Origin of the sequence: Streptococcus oralis (assembly GCF_003943825.1) — a bacterium.
Classification (GTDB): domain Bacteria; phylum Bacillota; class Bacilli; order Lactobacillales; family Streptococcaceae; genus Streptococcus; species Streptococcus oralis_CD.
Map to the genome: position 1 here is coordinate 96,601 of NZ_RJNJ01000005.1, position 18,736 is coordinate 115,336.

General features: G+C 40.6%; 18 protein-coding genes, 1 pseudogene and 2 riboswitches. Of the genes and pseudogenes, 1 reads left to right on the top strand and 18 read right to left on the bottom strand.

Annotation, left to right across the window (positions count from 1 at the left end; all coding sequences use genetic code 11):
• Window positions 1–18: 18 nt before the first annotated feature.
• The 11 genes and pseudogenes from manA to D8863_RS05795 all read right to left on the bottom strand — a co-directional run bounded on the left by manA (window position 19) and on the right by D8863_RS05795 (window position 11,948).
• Window positions 19–963: a mannose-6-phosphate isomerase, class I gene (gene manA / locus D8863_RS05735; RefSeq protein WP_125441354.1), complete on the bottom strand. Its 945-nt coding sequence runs from the start codon at window positions 961–963 to the stop codon at window positions 19–21.
• Window positions 964–1,082: 119 nt separating this feature from the next.
• Window positions 1,083–2,522, bottom strand: coding sequence for a 6-phospho-beta-glucosidase (locus tag D8863_RS05740; RefSeq protein WP_125441355.1), 1,440 nt, complete (start codon window positions 2,520–2,522; stop codon window positions 1,083–1,085).
• Window positions 2,523–2,653: 131 nt separating this feature from the next.
• Complete coding sequence (locus tag D8863_RS05745; protein ID WP_125441356.1) at window positions 2,654–2,914, bottom strand: SemiSWEET family transporter; 261 nt, start codon at window positions 2,912–2,914, stop codon at window positions 2,654–2,656.
• A gap of 217 nt (window positions 2,915–3,131) precedes the next feature.
• Window positions 3,132–3,212 (bottom strand): annotated as a pseudogene (locus D8863_RS05750) (VOC family protein); the annotation flags it as partial.
• 228 nt (window positions 3,213–3,440) lie between these two features.
• Window positions 3,441–4,076, bottom strand: a complete 636-nt coding sequence (locus D8863_RS05760; RefSeq protein WP_071851381.1) for a putative bacteriocin export ABC transporter — start codon at window positions 4,074–4,076, stop codon at window positions 3,441–3,443.
• Window position 4,077: 1 nt separating this feature from the next.
• Window positions 4,078–6,075 carry a DUF1430 domain-containing protein gene (locus D8863_RS05765; RefSeq protein ID WP_125441357.1) on the bottom strand — a complete coding sequence of 666 codons (1,998 nt, stop codon included), beginning with the start codon at window positions 6,073–6,075 and terminating at the stop codon, window positions 4,078–4,080.
• 305 nt (window positions 6,076–6,380) lie between these two features.
• A complete protein-coding gene (locus D8863_RS05770) occupies window positions 6,381–6,728 on the bottom strand; it encodes a VOC family protein (protein WP_125441358.1) in 348 nt (115 codons plus the stop codon).
• A 110-nt stretch (window positions 6,729–6,838) separates the two neighbouring features.
• Complete coding sequence (gene spxB, locus D8863_RS05775; protein WP_002923229.1) at window positions 6,839–8,614, bottom strand: pyruvate oxidase; 1,776 nt, start codon at window positions 8,612–8,614, stop codon at window positions 6,839–6,841.
• 324 nt (window positions 8,615–8,938) lie between these two features.
• Entirely contained in the window at window positions 8,939–11,161 is a 2,223-nt protein-coding gene (locus D8863_RS05785) for a heavy metal translocating P-type ATPase (RefSeq protein WP_125441359.1), read from the bottom strand.
• Window positions 11,162–11,170: 9 nt separating this feature from the next.
• Entirely contained in the window at window positions 11,171–11,542 is a 372-nt protein-coding gene (locus tag D8863_RS05790; protein ID WP_000933322.1) for a cupredoxin domain-containing protein, read from the bottom strand.
• Between the two features lie 10 nt (window positions 11,543–11,552).
• On the bottom strand, window positions 11,553–11,948 hold the full coding sequence (locus D8863_RS05795; RefSeq protein WP_001167199.1) for a CopY/TcrY family copper transport repressor: 396 nt from the start codon (window positions 11,946–11,948) through the stop codon (window positions 11,553–11,555).
• 183 nt (window positions 11,949–12,131) lie between these two features.
• A riboswitch (TPP riboswitch) is annotated at window positions 12,132–12,230 on the top strand.
• A gap of 84 nt (window positions 12,231–12,314) precedes the next feature.
• On the opposite strand from D8863_RS05795, the gene thiD reads away from it, so the two are divergent.
• A complete protein-coding gene (thiD, locus tag D8863_RS05800; RefSeq protein ID WP_000221724.1) occupies window positions 12,315–13,106 on the top strand; it encodes a bifunctional hydroxymethylpyrimidine kinase/phosphomethylpyrimidine kinase in 792 nt (263 codons plus the stop codon).
• A gap of 47 nt (window positions 13,107–13,153) precedes the next feature.
• On the opposite strand, the gene thiE is transcribed toward thiD, so the two are convergent.
• From thiE to D8863_RS05835, 7 genes are read right to left on the bottom strand one after another with little or no spacing between them, the layout of a single operon-like run.
• Window positions 13,154–13,786, bottom strand: coding sequence for a thiamine phosphate synthase (thiE, locus tag D8863_RS05805; RefSeq protein ID WP_125441360.1), 633 nt, complete (start codon window positions 13,784–13,786; stop codon window positions 13,154–13,156).
• A complete protein-coding gene (gene thiM / locus D8863_RS05810; protein WP_125441361.1) occupies window positions 13,779–14,582 on the bottom strand; it encodes a hydroxyethylthiazole kinase in 804 nt (267 codons plus the stop codon). Before thiM ends, thiE begins: the two co-directional genes overlap by 8 nt.
• Window positions 14,582–15,106 (bottom strand): energy coupling factor transporter S component ThiW, encoded by a 525-nt coding sequence (gene thiW / locus D8863_RS05815; protein WP_125441362.1) that lies wholly within the window; start codon window positions 15,104–15,106, stop codon window positions 14,582–14,584. The genes thiM and thiW overlap by 1 nt, the downstream gene beginning before the upstream one ends.
• A 3-nt stretch (window positions 15,107–15,109) precedes the next feature.
• Window positions 15,110–15,802 (bottom strand): thiaminase II, encoded by a 693-nt coding sequence (gene tenA, locus D8863_RS05820; protein ID WP_125441363.1) that lies wholly within the window; start codon window positions 15,800–15,802, stop codon window positions 15,110–15,112.
• A 10-nt stretch (window positions 15,803–15,812) separates the two neighbouring features.
• The gene (locus tag D8863_RS05825; protein WP_084943791.1) at window positions 15,813–16,463 is read right to left on the bottom strand and encodes an energy-coupling factor transporter transmembrane component T; all 651 of its coding nucleotides are present in this window, start codon (window positions 16,461–16,463) and stop codon (window positions 15,813–15,815) included.
• Between the two features lies 1 nt (window position 16,464).
• Window positions 16,465–17,850 (bottom strand): ATP-binding cassette domain-containing protein, encoded by a 1,386-nt coding sequence (locus tag D8863_RS05830; RefSeq protein ID WP_125441364.1) that lies wholly within the window; start codon window positions 17,848–17,850, stop codon window positions 16,465–16,467.
• On the bottom strand, window positions 17,851–18,411 hold the full coding sequence (locus D8863_RS05835; RefSeq protein WP_185761454.1) for an ECF transporter S component: 561 nt from the start codon (window positions 18,409–18,411) through the stop codon (window positions 17,851–17,853). It lies immediately after the preceding gene.
• A gap of 158 nt (window positions 18,412–18,569) precedes the next feature.
• Window positions 18,570–18,658: riboswitch (TPP riboswitch) on the bottom strand.
• Between the last annotated feature and the right edge of the window lie 78 nt (window positions 18,659–18,736).

Sequence of the window (18,736 nt, forward strand, 5' to 3'; positions counted from 1 at the left end):
ACTCAGGCCCTTTCTTTTTTATGGATGGCTAACAATCAATTCCAAGCCTTGCCCTTCCAAGGTCCAAGATTCAACATCACTTGGTAGGATAAAGTGGCTGCCTTTTTGGATTAGATAGTTTTTTTCGTCAACAGTAAGCTGACCTTGACCAGCCAAGACACTATACAAGCTGTAGTCAGCTGTCTTTTCAAAATCAACTTTTCCAGTAATTTCCCATTTGTAAACTGCGAAGAAATCATTAGAGACAAGTAAAGTTGAACGCAAATCATCTGCTTTGACAGTCACAGGTCGGCTGTTTGCAGGCTCACCAATGTTTAAAACATCTATAGATTTTTCAAGGTGAAGTTCACGCAAGTTGCCCTTGTCGTCCTCACGGTCAAAGTCATAGACACGATAGGTGGTATCGCTAGACTGCTGGGTTTCAAGAATCAAGATACCTGCTCCGATAGCGTGCATAGTTCCACTTGGTACATAGAAGAAATCACCAGCTTTGACAGGAACTTTTGTTAATAGACCATCCCAGTCTTTAGCTTCGATTTGCTGACGGAGTTCTTCTTTTGATTTGGCATTATGACCATAGATAATCTCTGAACCTTCGTCTGCTGCGATGATATACCAGCACTCTGTTTTTCCGAGCTCGCCTTCATGTTCTAATCCATAGGCATCGTCTGGGTGAACTTGGACGCTGAGCCAGTCATTGGCATCGAGAATCTTGGTCAAGAGTGGAAATACAGGCTCTGGACGGTTGCCAAACAATTCACGGTGCTCTGCATACAAAGTAGCTAGGTCTGTTCCCTCGTAGCGACCATTAGCAACCTTTGAAACCCCATTTGGGTGAGCAGAGATGGCCCAGTATTCTCCGATTTTTTCACTTGGGATATCATAGCCAAACTCATCACGTAGCTTGGTTCCACCCCAGATTTTTTCTTGCATAACTGATTGTAAAAATAATGGTTCTGACATCTTGATCTCCTGTCTGTTTTTCTCACCTCATTATAGCAAAAAGCCAGATCTAATTGAACTCTTTTTCACATCTTATAAAGTAGGGAGAAGATTTTATAAAAATAGTGAACAAATGTGCTCTACTTAATACTTGCACCATTGCTGGCAATGACATCCTTGTACCAGTAGAAGGATTTCTTCTTGCTCCGTTTGAGACTTCCTTGACCTGCATTATCACGATCCACATAGATAAAACCATAGCGCTTGTTCATCTCGCCTGTTCCAGCTGAAACCAGATCTATACAACCCCAAGTCGTATAACCAAGCAATTCAACGCCATCTTGGTAAATAGCATCTCGCATAGCCTTGATATGGGCCTCTAAGTAAGCAATCCGATAATCATCTGCTACGTAGCCATTTTCATCTGGCGTGTCTATAGCACCGAGACCATTTTCTACGATGAACATGGGTTTTTGATAACGATCCCAGATGGTATTTAGAGTGATACGAAGCCCCAGTGGGTCAATCTGCCAACCCCATTCAGAAGATTCTAGATAAGGGTTCTTGATGGAGGCAAAGACATTTCCAGCAGTCAGGTTTGTCACTTCTGGATCGCCTGAAGCCACTCGGCTCGCATAGTAAGAGAAGGAAACAAAGTCAACAGTGTGATTCTTCAACAAGTCTAAATCTTCTGTCGTCATTTCAATTTCTATCCCCTCACGCTCCCACTGCTTCTTGGCATAGTTTGGGTATTCCCCACGCGCTTGAACATCAATGAAAAAGTAACTCTTGCGGTCTTGCTCCACAGCTGCCCAGTAGTCTCTCGGATGGGCAGTGTTAGGATAATATTGCCCTGCTGCCAACATACATCCCACCTTGTTTTCTGGGTCAATTTCGTGGGCAATTTTAGTCGCCATAGCCGAGGCTACCAGCTCATGGTGAGCTGCTTGGTATTTGACTTGCTCTTGATTTTCCCCCTCTTCAAAACAAATCCCAGCTCCTAAAAAGGGGGCATGCAGAATCATATTGATTTCGTTGAAGGTTAGCCAGTACTTGACCAAGCCCTTGTAACGGGTAAAGAGGGTGCGACAGAGATTTGCGTAAAAGTCCAACATACGACGGTTGCGCCAACCACCATACTCCCTGATTAAGTGCATGGGGCAATCGAAATGCGTGATGGTCACCAGTGGCTCGATCCCATGCTTGTGGCACTCCTTAAACAAATCCTCATAAAAGGCTAGACCAGCTTCATTTGGCTTTGCTTCATCTCCCTTAGGAAAAATCCGAGTCCAAGCAATGGAAAGTCGATAGGTCTTAAAACCCATTTCTACAAAAAGAGCGATATCTTCCTTGTAATGATGGTACATATCAATAGCTTCTTTTGCTGGGTAAAAATAGCCCTCCTCGAACGAAAACATCTTTTTCTGACCTGTAATTATGGCTTCACGGTCTGGACCAATCGGTACCACATCCACATTAGCAAGACCACGGCCGTCCTGATTATAAGCACCCTCACATTGATTAGCCGCCGTTGCACCACCCCAGAGAAATCCTTCTGGAAATTGTAGTATTTCTGTCATCACTTTACCTCTATTGATTTATTACTTCTATTATACTAAAAAGGAGGCAAAAAGTTTGGAACTCTCTGGATAATGATAGCACTAAACTTACTTTTATATATACGAAAAAAAGACTGAAACCAGTCTTCTTTTTATATCAATGCCGTAATAGCCGTTATCAGGCCAAAAATAATACCTGGTGCATTCGCTGCCGCAAGGGGAATATCTCTTTCTTTCTTGAAAAGACCGTAGTAAACCCAGAGACTACAGTTGATGGCTGCGACTAAGGGTTGGATGAAGTTCCCTTTTTGACCAGCCAAGTTGTTCATGATTTGTGGGAAGTAAGAGACATACATCATAACGGACATGAAGGTCGCTACCCAACCCAAAATTTTCATTTGTTTTTCAGACATTTTCAAAACCTCTTTCATTTTTATGAATCATATTTTATAATCTTTTTTCAAAACAATCAAGACTTTGTAGCTTTTGTTATGAAGATGTAAACTATCACAATCTTGTGATAAGAAAGAGGAAACAGAAAAAGACCGGATTGCTCCGATCTTTTAATAATTCACATTCTCAATTTCTGTTTTAAAAATAGCTAAGGTTAACGTCAAATGACTACGCGCCCTATTTCATACGATAAAAATCAATCACTAAACCAGCAGGGCCTTTAACTAGTAGCGATTCCGTTCCCCAATCAAGTTGAACATTAAAACTATCATACAGTCATTCATAAAAACGGTATCTTTTAATCCTTTTCTTCACGAACATAATTGTAGATAGTAATACATACAGATAAAAAACTAAAAAGACAGATCATCTGTATGATGATTTTTACAGGTTGACGAAGTAAACCAAACTGAGTTAGGATAACAAAAAGAGAGGAGCCCGCTATCATTACCTGAAAAAAGATAAGCGTCAAACTAAATCGATTTTTCATTTCTGCTCCTTTCTTACCACTATCACTTCATCTAAACGCTCATAAACGCTTTTATCATGAGTCGCAATGATAATAATACGTTTTTCATTTTGTAACCCAAGAATCAAATCAATAATCTCTCGGCTATTTTTTTCATCCAACGAAGCCGTAGGTTCATCCGCAAGTACAATTGGAGAATCCTTTAGCATGACTTTAGCTATGGCAACACGTTGGGCTTCCCCACCAGATAGAGAATAAATTTTCCGATTCAAATCAAGCTGGAGATGAACCTTTTTTAATGCTTCACACATTTGTTCCTCTTTATCTTTTCTGGAAAGTTTCTTGCCAATAAAAGCCAACTCCAAATTATCTTTAATACTCCTGTTTTCAATTAATCCATAATTTTGAAAAAGATAGCTAACAAAATCTTTAAAATAAGTTTTTTCCTTTATCTTTCTAAGGTCAATGCCATTTATTTCTACTGTACCATTTTGAGCTGTTTCTAGCTTTCCAATGATATTTAACAAAGTTGTCTTACCAGCACCTGATTCTCCTATCAAGGCATAAGATTTCCCTTCACAAAACTGATAAGAATAATCACGAAGAACAACATGTCCATCAAATGTCTTTTGAATATCTCTTAACTCAATCATATTACCCTCCTTTCAGATACAAGATACTACTTGTTTGGTGTTGTCTTAATTGAAAGAAAAAGAGTGCAAGAAAACCAACAGTCATAAAAATAGGAAATAACGTAACCAAGATTGGGAGATGTAAGAAAGTAGCCAAACCTGCTAATAAAAAGTAACCACACATCAAGGTAAGCAAGTAAAAATGATGAATCACAATAAGAGATTTTCCTGCTAAACGTTCAATAAAATAAGTCTTACGCCCTTGATAAAAATAAAGTGTATTTAACAAAATCATCAACAAGATGGAAGTAGCTAGACTAATGCACGACGCAATCAAGAGTAACAATCTTTCCACTGTCACCTGTTGGATTTTTGACTCAAAAGAATAAAGACCATTAGTAAAGCTTCCGATATGTGCTGTCATTTTATACTGTTTTATAATTTCCCTGACTTGCTCAGGATGGTCAAAAACATAGTTTGATATATCAAACCCTGCAACTTCTTGTCTTTCATAAGCAGATCCATACACGATAATAATCGGATCGTGAACAAAACTATCTCGATTAACTAAGTAATGTACAGAAGTAAAAATCGGATAGATAAAGAGGTTTTCTCCTCCCTCATAAGTCGCAACTTCCACTCTTTCATCTGGATGATTTTTCCTAATTGGTGCATTATCGGGTGCAAATCCCTTTTGAACAAACCGAGACCAAACCTTTTTCAAATCCTCAATCTTATTTTCCTTACTCTTTGGAATTAAAATCAAACGATCAAAGTCTCCCATTTGTTCAAAGAAAGCTTGTCCTTCTGTGTTTAGTTGAAGACCACTTTGCTTAATGAACTTTCGATTAACTTTTAGTTGATTTGAAATATTTTCAGAAGTTGGATAATCAGAGTTTTTCTGAGAATTACTAGACATAGCAATATAATCTAAAGTAGTTCCAATGTATAGTGGCTCAGTTTTTGAGACTAAGTCACCGTAAAATGCCTGTACTCTTTCTTTATCAACTTTCTCCTCTCCTGTATCAAGACCATGAGTCGCAAAATAGCTAGGATATTGTGTCCACGCTTGCTTCCCTTCTTCCAAGGTTCTCACTTGTCTAGTCATATCCACCACCCCATAAATGCTGTACATAACCGTTAGGAGTGAAAAAATCTGTGTTACAATAACCAAAACAAAAATCAAATGCAAGGGAGCTTTCCCCTTAAGGGATAGGTTCATCGGTTGTCTCTGTAAGATATGATAAAACAGATTGGAGGCAAAAAAGTTTAGAAAAAGTAGAATGACTAACCAAGCTAGTAAGGGAAATCCAATCAATTCTATAGCAAGTAATGTAGCATTTCTTTGTAAAATAAGTATAAGAATAGCTAGTACAAATACAATGCTAGCACTCCCTACTAAAAAAAGACTCTCTTTCCAAATTCCCCTAAGGGCAATCTGATACTTACCTAATCCTGATATTCTCTTGATACTGACCGATCGAATATTAACAATATAGTCCGCAACCAGGAGTGTAAGAAAAGAAATTAGAAAAACAAAGGCTATCATAATAGCTTGTGGATAAACTAAGAGAAATTTTAAGAGGGTGAGTCCAGAATTTGCTTCCACAGCATTCGCTTGATGTCCCTTTTCAATCAATCTGCCTGCCAAATCTTGAGCGCTTAGATTTCCTTTGACAATAATATAAAGAGTATTATATGAAGCATTTTGAATAAGTCCTTGGTTTTCTTGTAAGGGTAAATCTTTTGGTAGTTCTCCTCCAATAGGAATGTAAGTGTTTTCCACCTCACCTCTCTCATTTTCTTTAACATCTACTATTCTCCTCGCCAGAACAGTTCCAGTATCTTCTGCAATTTTCTGTAAATCCGTAGCAATGGAACTAGTCGAACTCACAACATCAACTTTCTGACTATAACCTCCCAACAATTCACTCTTATAGTGGTAAACAAAGAGAAGACCGACAAGGGTTATCAAGACAAAGGAAGAACATGCTAATATTTTTTTTAATAAACCATACATAGATGACTCCTTTTATACGAAAAAAGAGGGGAAATCACCTCCCCTCCCTACTCACTAATCAATACCAATTAAGACTCTAATAAGATAAATGCTTTAAAAACGCATTATTTCCTCCTTCCTAATTTATTTAAAGCACTCACTCCACCTATATTTATGTTCATTATAGCGCAACAAGAAAGCGCTGTCAATCATTTGTGTGCTAAAAACCGTTATAAAAAGACCGGATTGCTCCGATCTTTTAATAATTCGCATTCTCAATTTCTGTTTTAAAAATAGCTAAGGTTAACGTCAAATGACTACGCGCCCTATTTCATACGATAAAAATCAATCACTAGACCAGCAGGGCCTTTAACTAGTAGCGATTCCGTGCCCCAATCAGTTACAGCTGGGCCGTGTAAAATTTCAGCACCAAGCTCTTTCAACCGTTTGTAGTTCTGGTCTACATCCTCAACCTCGATGTGAAGAATGATCCCTGACTGAAAGTTTTTCAACGGAATCAAATGATTTTGTGACAACATGAGACAGTGACTGCCAATAGTAAACTGAGCAAAACTGTCATCAACATAATCGGACTTTTTATCCAAAATACGCTCCAAGCCAGCACAGACTTGAGGAACATCTGAAACGATGATATCTAATTGATTTAAATTCATTTACTATCCTCCATAAAGAGACCGGATTGCTCCGATCTTTTCAAGTTCGACTCTAGGAAAATCAAAGAATAAAGGCTACAAAGCTTACATTTGATTTTCAACAAGAGGAATTATTTAATTGCGCGTGATTGCAAACCTTCTTCTTCCAAGAAGAGGCGGAATGGTACGAGTTCTTCTGCTTCGTATTTTTCCTTGAAGGCTTTGATAGCTTCTTCTGAGTGAAGTTTTGGATCGAGTTCAAGTACTTCTACTGGAAGTGGACGGTGTTGAGTGATGCGGGCATCGATAACAACTGTCTTGCCTTCTTTGTTGAGCTTCACAGCTTCAGCAACAACTGCATCGATATCTTCGATACGGTCAACTGTAAATCCTACAGCACCTTGCGCTTCAGCGATTTTCGCATAGTCAGCATTAGGGAAGTCACAACCAAACAAGTGTTTGTTAGTATCTTCGTATTTGTCCTTGATGAAGGCATATTTACCATTTGAGAAGACAACATTGATAACTGGAAGGTCGTATTGAACGTTTGTGATAACGTCTGGGTAGCACATGTTGAATGCACCGTCACCCATGATGTTCCATACTTGGCGATCTGGATTGTCTTTCTTAGCAGCGATACCACCAGGAAGGGCAATACCCATTGTCGCAAAGAGTGGAGATGTACGCCACATGTTCTTAGGTGTCATGTGAAGGTGACGAGTAGATGTTTGAGTAGTGTCACCTACGTCGATTGAGTAGATAGCGTCTTGGTCAGCATGTTTGTTGATTGCATTGTAAACTTGATACAATTGCAATTCACCCTCGGTTTTACCTTCGAGTTTGTTCATGTAATCACGCCAGTTTTGGTTGTTCTTCACGTTTGCACGCCACCATGGAGTAGACTCAACTGGGTTTACTTTATCAAGGATAGCTTTCGCTGCTTGACCTGCGTCACCAAGGATAGAAGCGTCAAGGGCATGACGTTTACCAAGTTTGTAAGGGTCGATATCGACTTGGATGAATTTTTCAGTGTTCTTGAAGGCTTCGTAAACTTCAGCAAATGGGAAGTTTGAACCAAGGAAAAGAACTGTGTCTGCTTCAAAGACTACTTCGTTGGCTGGTTTCCAACCAACACGGTAAGCAGAACCTGTCAAACCTTCGTAGTTCCATTCAAAGGCTTCAAAGTTTTTACCAGTTGTGATGATTGGTGCTTTGATTTTACGTGACAATTCAGTAATCACTTCACCAGCTTTAACACCACCGTAACCAGCGTAGATAACTGGGCGTTCAGCATTGTTCAAGATTTCAACAGCTTTGTCGATTTCAACTTCGTTCAAGGCAGGAGCGATGAATGAACGTTCGTACGAACCTGAACCGTAGTATGAGTTTTCGTCGATTTCTTGGAAGCCGAAGTTTACTGGAATTTCAACAACAGCTGGACCTTTTTTAGAAACTGCAGCACGGCAAGCTTCGTCGATTACTTTTGGCAATTGCTCAGCGTAAGCTACACGTTTGTTGTAAACAGCGATACCGTTGTACATTGGGTTTTGGTTCAATTCTTGGAAGGCATCCATGTTGAGTTCGTTAACAGGACGTGATCCAAGGATAGCAAGGAATGGAGTGTTATCCATAGCTGCATCGTAAACACCGTTAATCAAGTGAGTCGCACCTGGACCACCTGAACCAACTGCAACCCCGATTGAGCCGCCGAATTTAGCTTGCATAACCGCTGCAAGAGCACCTGTTTCTTCGTGGCGAACTTGCAAGAAGCGGATATCTTTGTCTTCAGCCAAAGCGTCCATCAATGAGCTGAGTGTTCCTGATGGGATACCGTAGATTGTGTCTACGCCCCATGTTTTCAATACGTTGAGCATTGCTGCAGATGCAGTAATTTTCCCTTGAGTCATAATGATAACTCTCCTTCAAATATTTTTAAAACTTGATAAATCCGTTTTCATATACTAATTGGAAACGTTTCAGCAAATTTTTACTCTACTACTTTACCACATTTGTTTTGGGTCTCCTAAGAATGTGCTCAGAAGTTTTTATTCTCTATTACAGTACAGTTCGAAAGCGTTTTTTAGAACTGTTTTATAATACTCAATGAAAATTAAAGAGCACACTAGGAAACTAGCCACAAGTTGCTCAAAACACAGATTTGAGTTTGAAGATAAAGTTGACGTGGTTTGAATAGATTTTCGAAGAGTATAAAAAGCGAGCAAGCCCGCTTTTTAGTCTATCTTAGTAACATTGAGCATGAGTGAACTAATCAAAACAGATACAGAACTAAAGGCCATGGCTAGACCAGCCAGTTCTGGATTGAGAACGAGACCAATTCCTGAAAAAACTCCTGCTGCAATCGGAATACCAATGAGGTTATAGATAGAAGCCCAGAAAAGATTGAGTAGAATACGATTAAAGGTCTTCTTACTCATATCAAAAGCACGTGCCAATCCTAGTAAATTGTTGGTTGTAAGGACAAGATCTGCGGATTCAATGGCAATATCTGTCCCAGAGCCCATGGCAATTCCGACATCCGCTACACTGAGGGCTGGCGCATCATTGATGCCATCTCCAACAAAGGCAAGTTTACCATTCTTTTGAAGCTTGTGAATTTCATGTGCCTTTTCCTCTGGCAAGACATTTGCAATCACTTCTTCAATTCCAATTTGCTCTGCAATCGCATGCGCTACTCCAGCATTATCTCCGGTAAGCATGACCGTTCTAAGACCACGTTTTTTCAATTTAGCAATAGCTTCTCGAGCATTTTCCTTAGGGACATCCTGCAAGGCAATTAAGCCTTTTAACTGACCATCCACGGATAGGAAGACAACTGTTTTTGCTTCTTTCTCAAGCAAATCAAATCGTTCTTGATAATCATGTGGAATAGCAAGGTCAGCTAAGAGCTTAGCATTCCCCAGCAAGACTTGTTTACCATTAATAATCCCAGTCACACCTTTTCCATGCAAGGCTTGGAAGTTTTCCACTGGGTAAAGGCTAATTCCTAGTTCAGATGCACGATTAACAATAGCTTGAGCTAGCGGGTGTTGAGATACATCTTCCAGTGAAGCAGCCAAGCTGATCACTTCTCCTTCATCTCCGACAACATCTGTCACTACTGGCTTCCCTTCGGTCAAGGTTCCTGTCTTATCAAAAACAACCGTTTGGACTTTTTGGATTTCCTGTAGAACTGTACCATTTTTGAGAAGAACCCCCATCTTGGCACTTCGTCCTGTTCCAACCATGAGTGCTGTCGGTGTCGCGAGTCCTAGTGCACAAGGACAGGCAATTATCAAAACTGCTACTCCATAAAGAAGAGAAGTCACAAAGCTATCTCCAAGTAAAACAAACCAGACCCAAAAAGTAAGAAGTCCTAAAATGACAACTGCTGGTACAAAAATTCCAGAAATCTTGTCGGTCAAATCTTGAATAGGAGCACGACTCGTTTGCGCTTTCTTCACAAAGTCCACAATCTGAGCCAACATAGTCTCAGAACCAACTTTTTCAGCTCTAAAGATGATCGTACCACTATTATTGATGGTTGAACCAATGACAGTATCACCGGCAGACTTATCTACTGGAATACTTTCCCCAGTCACCATTGACTCATCAATACTAGTTTCACCTTCTAAAACAATACCATCAACGGCAATTTTTTCACCTGGTCGAACGCGAATGAGATCCCCAACTTTGACTTGTTCTAGAGGTATTTGAACATAAACATCATCACGCAAAACCTCTGCTGTTTTTGCTTGTAGGTCTAATAATTTTTCGACTGCTTGCGAAGCGTTTTTGCGCATGCGTTCTTCAAATACTGCACCTAAAAGAATGAAAAAGAGGAGAAATCCTGCAATTTCAAAATAAACAGGCAAACCAGTGAAGAGGGCAACTAAACTATAGACATAAGCTACCAAGGTTCCTAGAGCTACCAAACTATCCATGTTGGCGTTATGTTTTTTAAAGCTAGCCCAAGCACTTCTGATATAAGGAACTCCAGATACCAACATAATGGGTGTCGTAGCTAAGAAAGTTCCCCAAAGCATGACTTGGTGACTAATTCCTCCTGTCGACAACCCAATCATGAGAATCACAAGAGGCACAGTAAAGATACTAGTAATCCAAAAACGCTGTAAAAGTGATAGAGATTTTCGAGTCTTCTCAACTACGGTATAACTCCCCTTTTGCATCTTCATGCCACATGAAAATTCATGCTCACCCAATTCTTGAGGAGTAAAGCGAATGACTTTCTCCTCATCTACGCCGATTGGTTCTAGGATCCCTTCTTCTTCGAAGAGAACTTCTTTATAACAGTTTGATGGTGTCACACGATGAAAGGTAATCTCAGCAGGAATCCCTTTTTGCAGTTGAATGTGGGCTGGATGGTAGCCTTTGTCTGCCGTGATACGGATTTTTTGAACACCATTTTCAAGGCTTGCTTTTACAATTTCAGTCATAATATTCTCCTATTCTACAATCATCTTACCGTGCATCATATTCATGCCACAAGAGAAACCATACTCACCTGCTTCTTCAGGTGTGATTTCAACCACATATTGGTCTCCCATAGGCAGATCTGCATGCACTCCAAAGTCTGGAAAAACGATTTGATCCAAGCAAGGTGAAGGATCTTTTCGATCAAAAATAATGCGAGCAGGTTGCGATTTTTTGAGGATAATGGTTTCTGGAGTATATCCTCCCATGACCTCCACTCGAATTTCTTGATAGCCATTCTTTTGCTGAGCTCTCTTAGCATCTTCTTGCGGTTTTTTGAAAAACCAAAAGAGGATAAAAGCAATCATTCCTAAAACAACAATAGATACAAATAGATTTAACATAGCGTCTCCTTTACATACAATTACATCTTACTTCTGTTACAGCGCTTGATTTCTTCTTAGAAATCACAGCTTCTAAGTCTTCCAAGTCAGCCAAAGTGAAATCACATTCCACAATCAAATCAGCCAACAAGTTCTTAATCCTACGAGAACAAACCTTGTCTTTGATATCTTGGACAAGCAAGTCTCGACTCTGGTCCAGAGTTAAAAGGGCTGAATAGACAAAGAACTTGCCTTCTTTTTTCCTTGTCAGACACTCTTTCTCAACTAAACGAGCCAAAAGAGTTTGAATGGTCGACTTGGACCAGTCGAACCGCTCCGCCAGAACCCTGATCAAATCCGTACTGGTCTGCTCTCCTTGCATCCAAATAATCTTCATGACCTGCCATTCTGCATCTGAAATCTGCATCATCACACCTCCTAAATCTACATTTGTCGATTACAGTTATTAGTATACTCTCAAAATCTACATTTGTCAACTATAATTTTTATTATTTTTTCGAAAAATAGAATTCTAATCCTGTAACGAGAGATTTGCAGTCAAATTTCACTATATAAACTATAAAAATATGCTATACTGTAGAAAAAAGAAAACAACCACTAGGGGTGCGTAAAGCTGAGATTAACGACTGTTATATCCCTTTGACTCAATCTAGGTAATGCTAGCTGATGGAAGTGGAAATGATAATGAGGACTAGCTAGTCTTCTATTGCTTTCCTCAAACAGACTAGCTTGTTCTTGAGAATACAAACTTCAGTTGGTTGGGAGGTTTTAGATGACTTATTTACCCGTTGCTCTAACCATTGCAGGAACTGACCCTAGTGGCGGTGCTGGCATTATGGCTGATTTGAAGTCATTCCAAGCGAGAGATGTCTATGGAATGGCCGTTGTCACCAGCCTTGTCGCTCAAAATACCAGAGGTGTTCAATTAATCGAGCACGTCTCCAACCAAATGCTGGAAGCTCAATTGGAGAGTGTCTTTTCGGATATCAAACCTCAGGCTGTGAAAACTGGTATGTTGGCAACTACTGAGATCATGGAGATCATCCAACCCTACCTTAAAAAGCTGGACTGTCCCTATGTGCTGGACCCTGTTATGGTCGCTACGAGTGGGGACACCCTGATTGATACCAGTGCGAGAAGCTTCCTAAAAACAAACCTACTTCCCCTTGCAACCATTATCACTCCCAATCTTCCTGAAGCAGAAGAGATTGTTGGTTTTTCAATCCATGATCCAGAAGACATGCAGCGTGCTGGTCGCCTGATTTTAAAAGAATTTGGTCCTCAGTCTGTAGTTATCAAAGGTGGTCATCTTGAAGGTGGTGCCAAGGATTTCCTCTTTACCAAGGAGGAACAATTTGTCTGGGAAAGTCCACGAATTCAAACCTGTCACACCCATGGTACTGGATGTACTTTTGCTGCAGTGATTACGGCTGAACTAGCCAAGGGGAAGACCCTTTATCAGGCAGTCGATAAGGCCAAGGCCTTTATCACAAAAGCCATCCAAGACGCCCCTCAACTCGGTCATGGTTCTGGCCCAGTCAACCATACAAGCTTTAAAGATTAAGAAAAAACTCTCTAGTTCCCACTATAAGGGAATTAGAGAGTTTTTGATTAGGAAATAATGTCATCTAGCTTTGTTAAAAAAGCTTGCGTTTTTGCTTCTATATCTTCTGCCTGCATCAAATCACGGACAACGGCTACCCCTGCTATACCAGTTTCAGCAAGTTGGTCAATATTCTCTGACGTCAATCCTCCGATAGCAACTACTGGAATGGCGACCGTTTGGCAAATGGTTTTCAAGGTTGAAATCAGGGTGATGGGAGCATTCTCCTTGGTCCTAGTTGGGAAAATGGCTCCTGTTCCCAAGTAATCCGCACCCGATGTTTCTGCTTCCAGGGCTCTTTTTACTGTTTTAGCAGTGACACCGAGGATTTTTTCAGGACCCAAAACTTGGCGGGCAACCGAAACTGGTAGTTCATCGTCGCCAATATGCAAACCTGCAGCATCTACTGCGAGACAGATATCCAACCGATCATCGATAATTAAGGGTACTTGGTAGGCATCTGTTATTTCCTTGACTTGTTTTGCCAGTTGATAATATTGATTGGTAGTGAGATTTTTTTCTCGCAATTGGATGATGGTAACACCTGAACGGCAGGCCGTCTCAACCTTTTTAAGGAAGCTTTCCAAGGAATCTTGGTAGCGGTTGGTTACCAGATATAGTCTGAGCGCTTCTCTATTCATAAATATCTCCTTTGATGGTATCTAGCCAATTTTCATCTCTTTTTAGGAGAGAGAGCTGATTGAGAGTTTGAAAGCGGAAATCTTCCAATCCCATTCCTTGAACAAGAATTCTCTCAGCAGCGATATTGAGATAAGAAACTGCTAGGCAAGAAGCTTCAAATGCAGTCTTTCCTTGGCTGAGAAAAACAGCTGTCAAGGCTCCAACTAAGTCTCCTGTCCCTGTTATCCAGTCCAATTCTGCACAGCCATTCCTCAATACAGCAACTTGATTTTCTGAAACTATGAGGTCCTTGGGTCCAGTTACTAAGAACGACATACCAGGATAAAGCTGACACCAGTCTTTCAAGACTTGGAGCAAATCTTCAGTTTCTTGATCTTTAGCACTAGCATCGACCCCGACTCCGTGGTGTTTTAAGCCAACAAGACTTCGGATTTCCGACATATTTCCTTTAAGGACCGTAGGTCTATAGTCTAAAAGATCTCTGACTAGATCCTTACGAATGGGGGAAGCCACTATGCCAACCGCATCTACTACCATTGGGAGAGAAGCTTGGTTTGCATAAGTAGCCGCCATACGGATTGCTTTCTCCTTCTCAGCTGACAAATGCCCCAAATTGATGAAGAGAGCCTGGCTTTGTTTGGTAAAATCAAGAACCTCACGGGGATCATCTGCCATAACAGGTTTGCATCCCAGAGCCAAAATACCATTAGCCAGCATCTCACAAGAAATCTCATTGGTAATACAGTGAATCAAGGAACTGGTTGCTAGAGGGAAAGGATTTGTCAATTTCTGCATCAGTCTATCCTTTCACTGAAAAAATATCCTTGCACTTTTTTAAAGAATTCCTGCTTGATTAAAAATCGAAAGGCAAGAAAAGCTATGGCTGTACCGATCAAGGTTGCTCCGAAAAATCGAGGAGTGTAGATAAACCAACTGAGCTTGGCCGCAGATCCTGTAAAGAGAACCATAACAGGATAGGAAACAATAGAACCGATAATACCTGTTCCCAAAATCTCTCCTAGAGCAGAATAGTGAAATTTCCGACCATACTTATAAAAGAGACCTGCAAGGAGGGCTCCGAAAGTTGCTCCTGTAAGAGCTAAAGGTGGAATCCCTTGAGTTGTCATACGGATAAAGGCTGTGGCTGTAGCCATGATCAAGGCATAAACAGGTCCCATCAAGATCCCTGCTAGGATGTTGACTACACTGGACATTGGTGCCATTCCTTCAATTCGAAAGATGGGTGTAAGTACTACGTCAAGAGCAATCATCATGGATAAAATGGTTAATTTGTGAACTTGTAGTTGGTGGTTTCTCATTTTCTATTTCTTCTCTTTTTCTAAGGACTGCAAATCACTCGTCCAGGTTTGATGTTGGTAAGCCATCTCCCAAAACTTAGCTTCCATGTGGACACTTCGGTGGAAGGCCTCTAGCATTTTTTGTTTGTCTGTCTCGTCACTTTCGCGATAGAGCTGATTGACCAGGGCTTCTTCCTCTTTAATCTGCTGTTCTAACTCATCGGTGATATAGGTTTCAATCCACTGTTGATAAAGAGGATTCGGGGATGGTTTGCGATTAAGTGCCTTGCCCAAATCATGGTATAACCAAGGACATGGAAGCAAACTAGCAAAAGCAATGCCCAAGTTTGGCTCTGCAAACTGGCGATAAATATGAGAAATGTAATGATAACAGGTTGGAGCGATTGGATGTTGCTCCATTTCCTGGTCGCTGATTCCTAATTCCATGAAAAATTGTTGGCGGATAAACAACTCACCCTCCACTAGACTCTGAGCATTTTGTTTCAAGAGTCTTTTCATCTCTTGGTTTGAAGTCTTATCAGCCAAGAGGTGATAGGCTTCTGAAAAAGACTTCAGATAGTAGGCATCCTGAATCAGGTAATAGCGAAAGATGGAAGGTTCCAACGTTCCCTCTTGTAACTGTAAAACAAAGGGATGGTTAAAGGAAGCCTGCCAAGCTTCCGTGGATAATTCCATCGCAATATCTGTAAATTCCATAATAACTCCTTTATAGAAATAGACTGGTTTGAAGCAATAAAAAGAAAAGTAGGTAAATCAATTTTGTCCTCTGAGAAATATAAAAAGTCCGATAGCGATTCTCCAAATGAACATGTTCGTCATATCCGTGAGCAGACAGAGCTCTCAGATAAAGATGGCGCCATCTAAAGACCGTCATCAGAACCTTGCTGTAAATCAAGGGAGACCAAACATGCAGTTTTTGACCACGCAATAAGCAAGCTTCCTTGAGGGACTTGATTTCCTGCTGAATGAGGGGAAAGGCATTGAATACCACAATCAAGGCATAGGCCCAAGACCGTGATAACCCCTTTTGAGCCAAGTACAATAAAAGCTCTTTTAGGGAAATACTAGAAACAAAGACAAGACCGATACAAACCGTCACAAAAGCCCTCGTTCCAAGTATCACTGCCTGCGAAGCATCCCCATGTAACTGTACTGCCCAATAGTTAGCAAAGGATGGCAAAATGGCGAGCAAGAGCATCCAAGCCAACATTTTAAATCGACGATAATAGAGCATAAAGAGGATGCAAAATGCGACTACTGAAAGATTAAGAGCAATCGAAGGAAGGAAAGATGTTTCCAAGGATAAAATCAGCAAGAAAAGACTAATAATCGGTGTCTGAGTTGCTACTTTGATCATACTACCTCACCTCCCCTTGAGTATTCCTACTCAGAAAACTGAGAGGTTTGCTGATAGTCACGTCTTTAATATGACGAAGACCCTCACTAGTCATCTCAATCCAATAATCGACCACAGAGATCAAGGGATCTAAACGATGGCTAATGATCAAAAAACTTCTTCCTTGATTGCTCTCCTCCAACATCCACTGACAAAAATAGTCGCAAGCTCTATCATCCAAACCTGCAAAAGGTTCATCTAGCAAAATCACAGAAGCCTTGCTGGTTAAGATGGTCAATAGCTGAAGAATCTTTTGCTGGCCACCACTTAATTGATAAGGACTCTTATCGAGTACCTGCTCCAAATTAAAAAATTGTAATGCTTGGAGAATCCGCTGATTTCTTTCAGTATCTGAGCTATCTAATTTCAGTTCCTCTCGCAGACTGACTCGGATAAATTGCTTCTCAGCTTCCTGAACGACACCCGTCAGGTCACGATACAGACTCTTTTTCTTTTTTAGGACCGAACCCTTCCAAGTAATGCGCCCTCTATACTTTTGAAATTGAAGAATAGAGCGAAAGAGGGTTGATTTCCCGACACCATTATCACCCAAGATACAGGAAATTCCTTGGTAGATAGTAAAATCAGCAATCGAAAAGAGGGGGCGATTTCCCAGCTCACAAGTCACACGGTCCATATGGAATAGTTCTGGGTTAGAAGCAACTTCCTTTGAAGCAACCTGTGTCATCTCAGAGGTTGGGATTTTATTTATTTCCCTTAGTTGCCCGTCTCTCAGCTCCACCATATGGTCAATGTAGGCTCCATAGTCTGATAAATCATGGTCGCACAGGATGACTGTCTTCCCATTAGAGGACAACTCTTTTAGAATCTCTAGGATCTCTAGCCTACTTTTTCGATCAATGGAAGCAAAGGGTTCATCCAAGAGATAGACCCTAGGGTTCATAGCAAAAAGAACAGCCAGTGCAGCTTTTTGCTTTTCCCCACCTGATAAGTGATGGATGGGACGGTTCAAGATTGCCTTGCAGCGACATTGCCGGACCACCTCAGCTATTTTAGCATCAATTTCCTGAACGGGATGCCCAATATTTTCCAAGGTAAAAATCAGCTCTTCAAACAAGTTCTCCATGGTAAATTGATGATTGGGATTTTGAAAGAGAATGCCAACCGTCTGGACACGTTCGACGATAGAAAGCTGACTGACCTGACTCCCATCTATCAGGACTTGACCACTATAGGGAAGAGAACTGACTTGAGCAATAATTTGAAAGAGACTGGATTTTCCTGAACCACTGCTCCCAACTAACAAGGTAAAAGCTTGCGCATGAAAAGTAAAATCAATCGGTTCCGAAAAGATTGGGGATTGAATCCCTCTTAATTCCAGGCCCATCTATGCCTTTCCTCCAGCTGCAAACTGATGGTAGAGTTTGACAATGGTACGAACCAAGATGGTACAGAAGAAAAAGACGGAAATAAAACGAACCACCAGCAAGGAAAGGACAAAAGGAAGGGAGAAGGCGTAGTAACCTAATTTAATGTATTCATAGACAAAGCTAACAAGCGTAATCCCAATACTATTAGCAGTTAGAGAGAGCCAACTTTCATAGCGATTCTTGGTTACGATAAAACCAAGTTCACTTCCCAAACCTTGAACCAAGCCAGACAAAAGGGCACCTAGACCGAATTGGCTACCATAAAGGACTTCAGCAAGCGCAGCTAGCACTTCTCCAATCGTTGCGCTTCCCACTCTTGGAACAAAGATGGCAGCAATGGGCGCAGCCATACACCAGAGACCAAAGAGGATTTCATTGGCAAAGGCCTGCAAGCCAAGAGGGGCTAAAATCAGAGTGAGGATATCAAACAGATAGCCAGATCCCACAAAAACGCCACCAAAAAAGATAGACAAGAAAGCAAGCAAGATAACATCTTTTAACTGCCATTTTTTCAACATAAAAAACTCCTTTTTTAAAGAAAAGTGGGGCATTCAAGGAGAGCTACCAAAAGGCTTGTCGTCAAGCCTATCCAGTTTGTATAAACAAAAAAACTCCAATTACAAACGAGAATTAGAGTTTACCTTACAAGATTAGACAGTTCTTTTCAACATACGAAAAAAACCTTTTCACATTTCCCTTCGCCAGTCTTAACTGTATCAGGTTCAATGGGTATCATCTCAGCCTAAAGCACCCCAAATGTCTTTATTATTTAATTACTGGACCAGTATAACAGAATTTGAAAGCCCTAGCAAGAACTTTGACTGGAAAATATATTTATATAGT

What these genes read in the sequence shown, in the direction of transcription:
- manA (WP_125441354.1), bottom strand. Translation starts at nt 963, where the DNA reads ATGTCAGAACCATTATTTTTACAATCAGTTATGCAAGAAAAAATCTGG.
- D8863_RS05740 (WP_125441355.1), bottom strand. Translation starts at nt 2,522, where the DNA reads ATGACAGAAATACTACAATTTCCAGAAGGATTTCTCTGGGGTGGTGCA.
- D8863_RS05745 (WP_125441356.1), bottom strand. Translation starts at nt 2,914, where the DNA reads ATGTCTGAAAAACAAATGAAAATTTTGGGTTGGGTAGCGACCTTCATG.
- D8863_RS05760 (WP_071851381.1), bottom strand. Translation starts at nt 4,076, where the DNA reads ATGATTGAGTTAAGAGATATTCAAAAGACATTTGATGGACATGTTGTT.
- D8863_RS05765 (WP_125441357.1), bottom strand. Translation starts at nt 6,075, where the DNA reads ATGTATGGTTTATTAAAAAAAATATTAGCATGTTCTTCCTTTGTCTTG.
- D8863_RS05770 (WP_125441358.1), bottom strand. Translation starts at nt 6,728, where the DNA reads ATGAATTTAAATCAATTAGATATCATCGTTTCAGATGTTCCTCAAGTC.
- spxB (WP_002923229.1), bottom strand. Translation starts at nt 8,614, where the DNA reads ATGACTCAAGGGAAAATTACTGCATCTGCAGCAATGCTCAACGTATTG.
- D8863_RS05785 (WP_125441359.1), bottom strand. Translation starts at nt 11,161, where the DNA reads ATGACTGAAATTGTAAAAGCAAGCCTTGAAAATGGTGTTCAAAAAATC.
- D8863_RS05790 (WP_000933322.1), bottom strand. Translation starts at nt 11,542, where the DNA reads ATGTTAAATCTATTTGTATCTATTGTTGTTTTAGGAATGATTGCTTTT.
- D8863_RS05795 (WP_001167199.1), bottom strand. Translation starts at nt 11,948, where the DNA reads ATGCAGATTTCAGATGCAGAATGGCAGGTCATGAAGATTATTTGGATG.
- thiD (WP_000221724.1), top strand. Translation starts at nt 12,315, where the DNA reads ATGACTTATTTACCCGTTGCTCTAACCATTGCAGGAACTGACCCTAGT.
- thiE (WP_125441360.1), bottom strand. Translation starts at nt 13,786, where the DNA reads ATGAATAGAGAAGCGCTCAGACTATATCTGGTAACCAACCGCTACCAA.
- thiM (WP_125441361.1), bottom strand. Translation starts at nt 14,582, where the DNA reads ATGCAGAAATTGACAAATCCTTTCCCTCTAGCAACCAGTTCCTTGATT.
- thiW (WP_125441362.1), bottom strand. Translation starts at nt 15,106, where the DNA reads ATGAGAAACCACCAACTACAAGTTCACAAATTAACCATTTTATCCATG.
- tenA (WP_125441363.1), bottom strand. Translation starts at nt 15,802, where the DNA reads ATGGAATTTACAGATATTGCGATGGAATTATCCACGGAAGCTTGGCAG.
- D8863_RS05825 (WP_084943791.1), bottom strand. Translation starts at nt 16,463, where the DNA reads ATGATCAAAGTAGCAACTCAGACACCGATTATTAGTCTTTTCTTGCTG.
- D8863_RS05830 (WP_125441364.1), bottom strand. Translation starts at nt 17,850, where the DNA reads ATGGGCCTGGAATTAAGAGGGATTCAATCCCCAATCTTTTCGGAACCG.
- D8863_RS05835 (WP_185761454.1), bottom strand. Translation starts at nt 18,411, where the DNA reads ATGTTGAAAAAATGGCAGTTAAAAGATGTTATCTTGCTTGCTTTCTTG.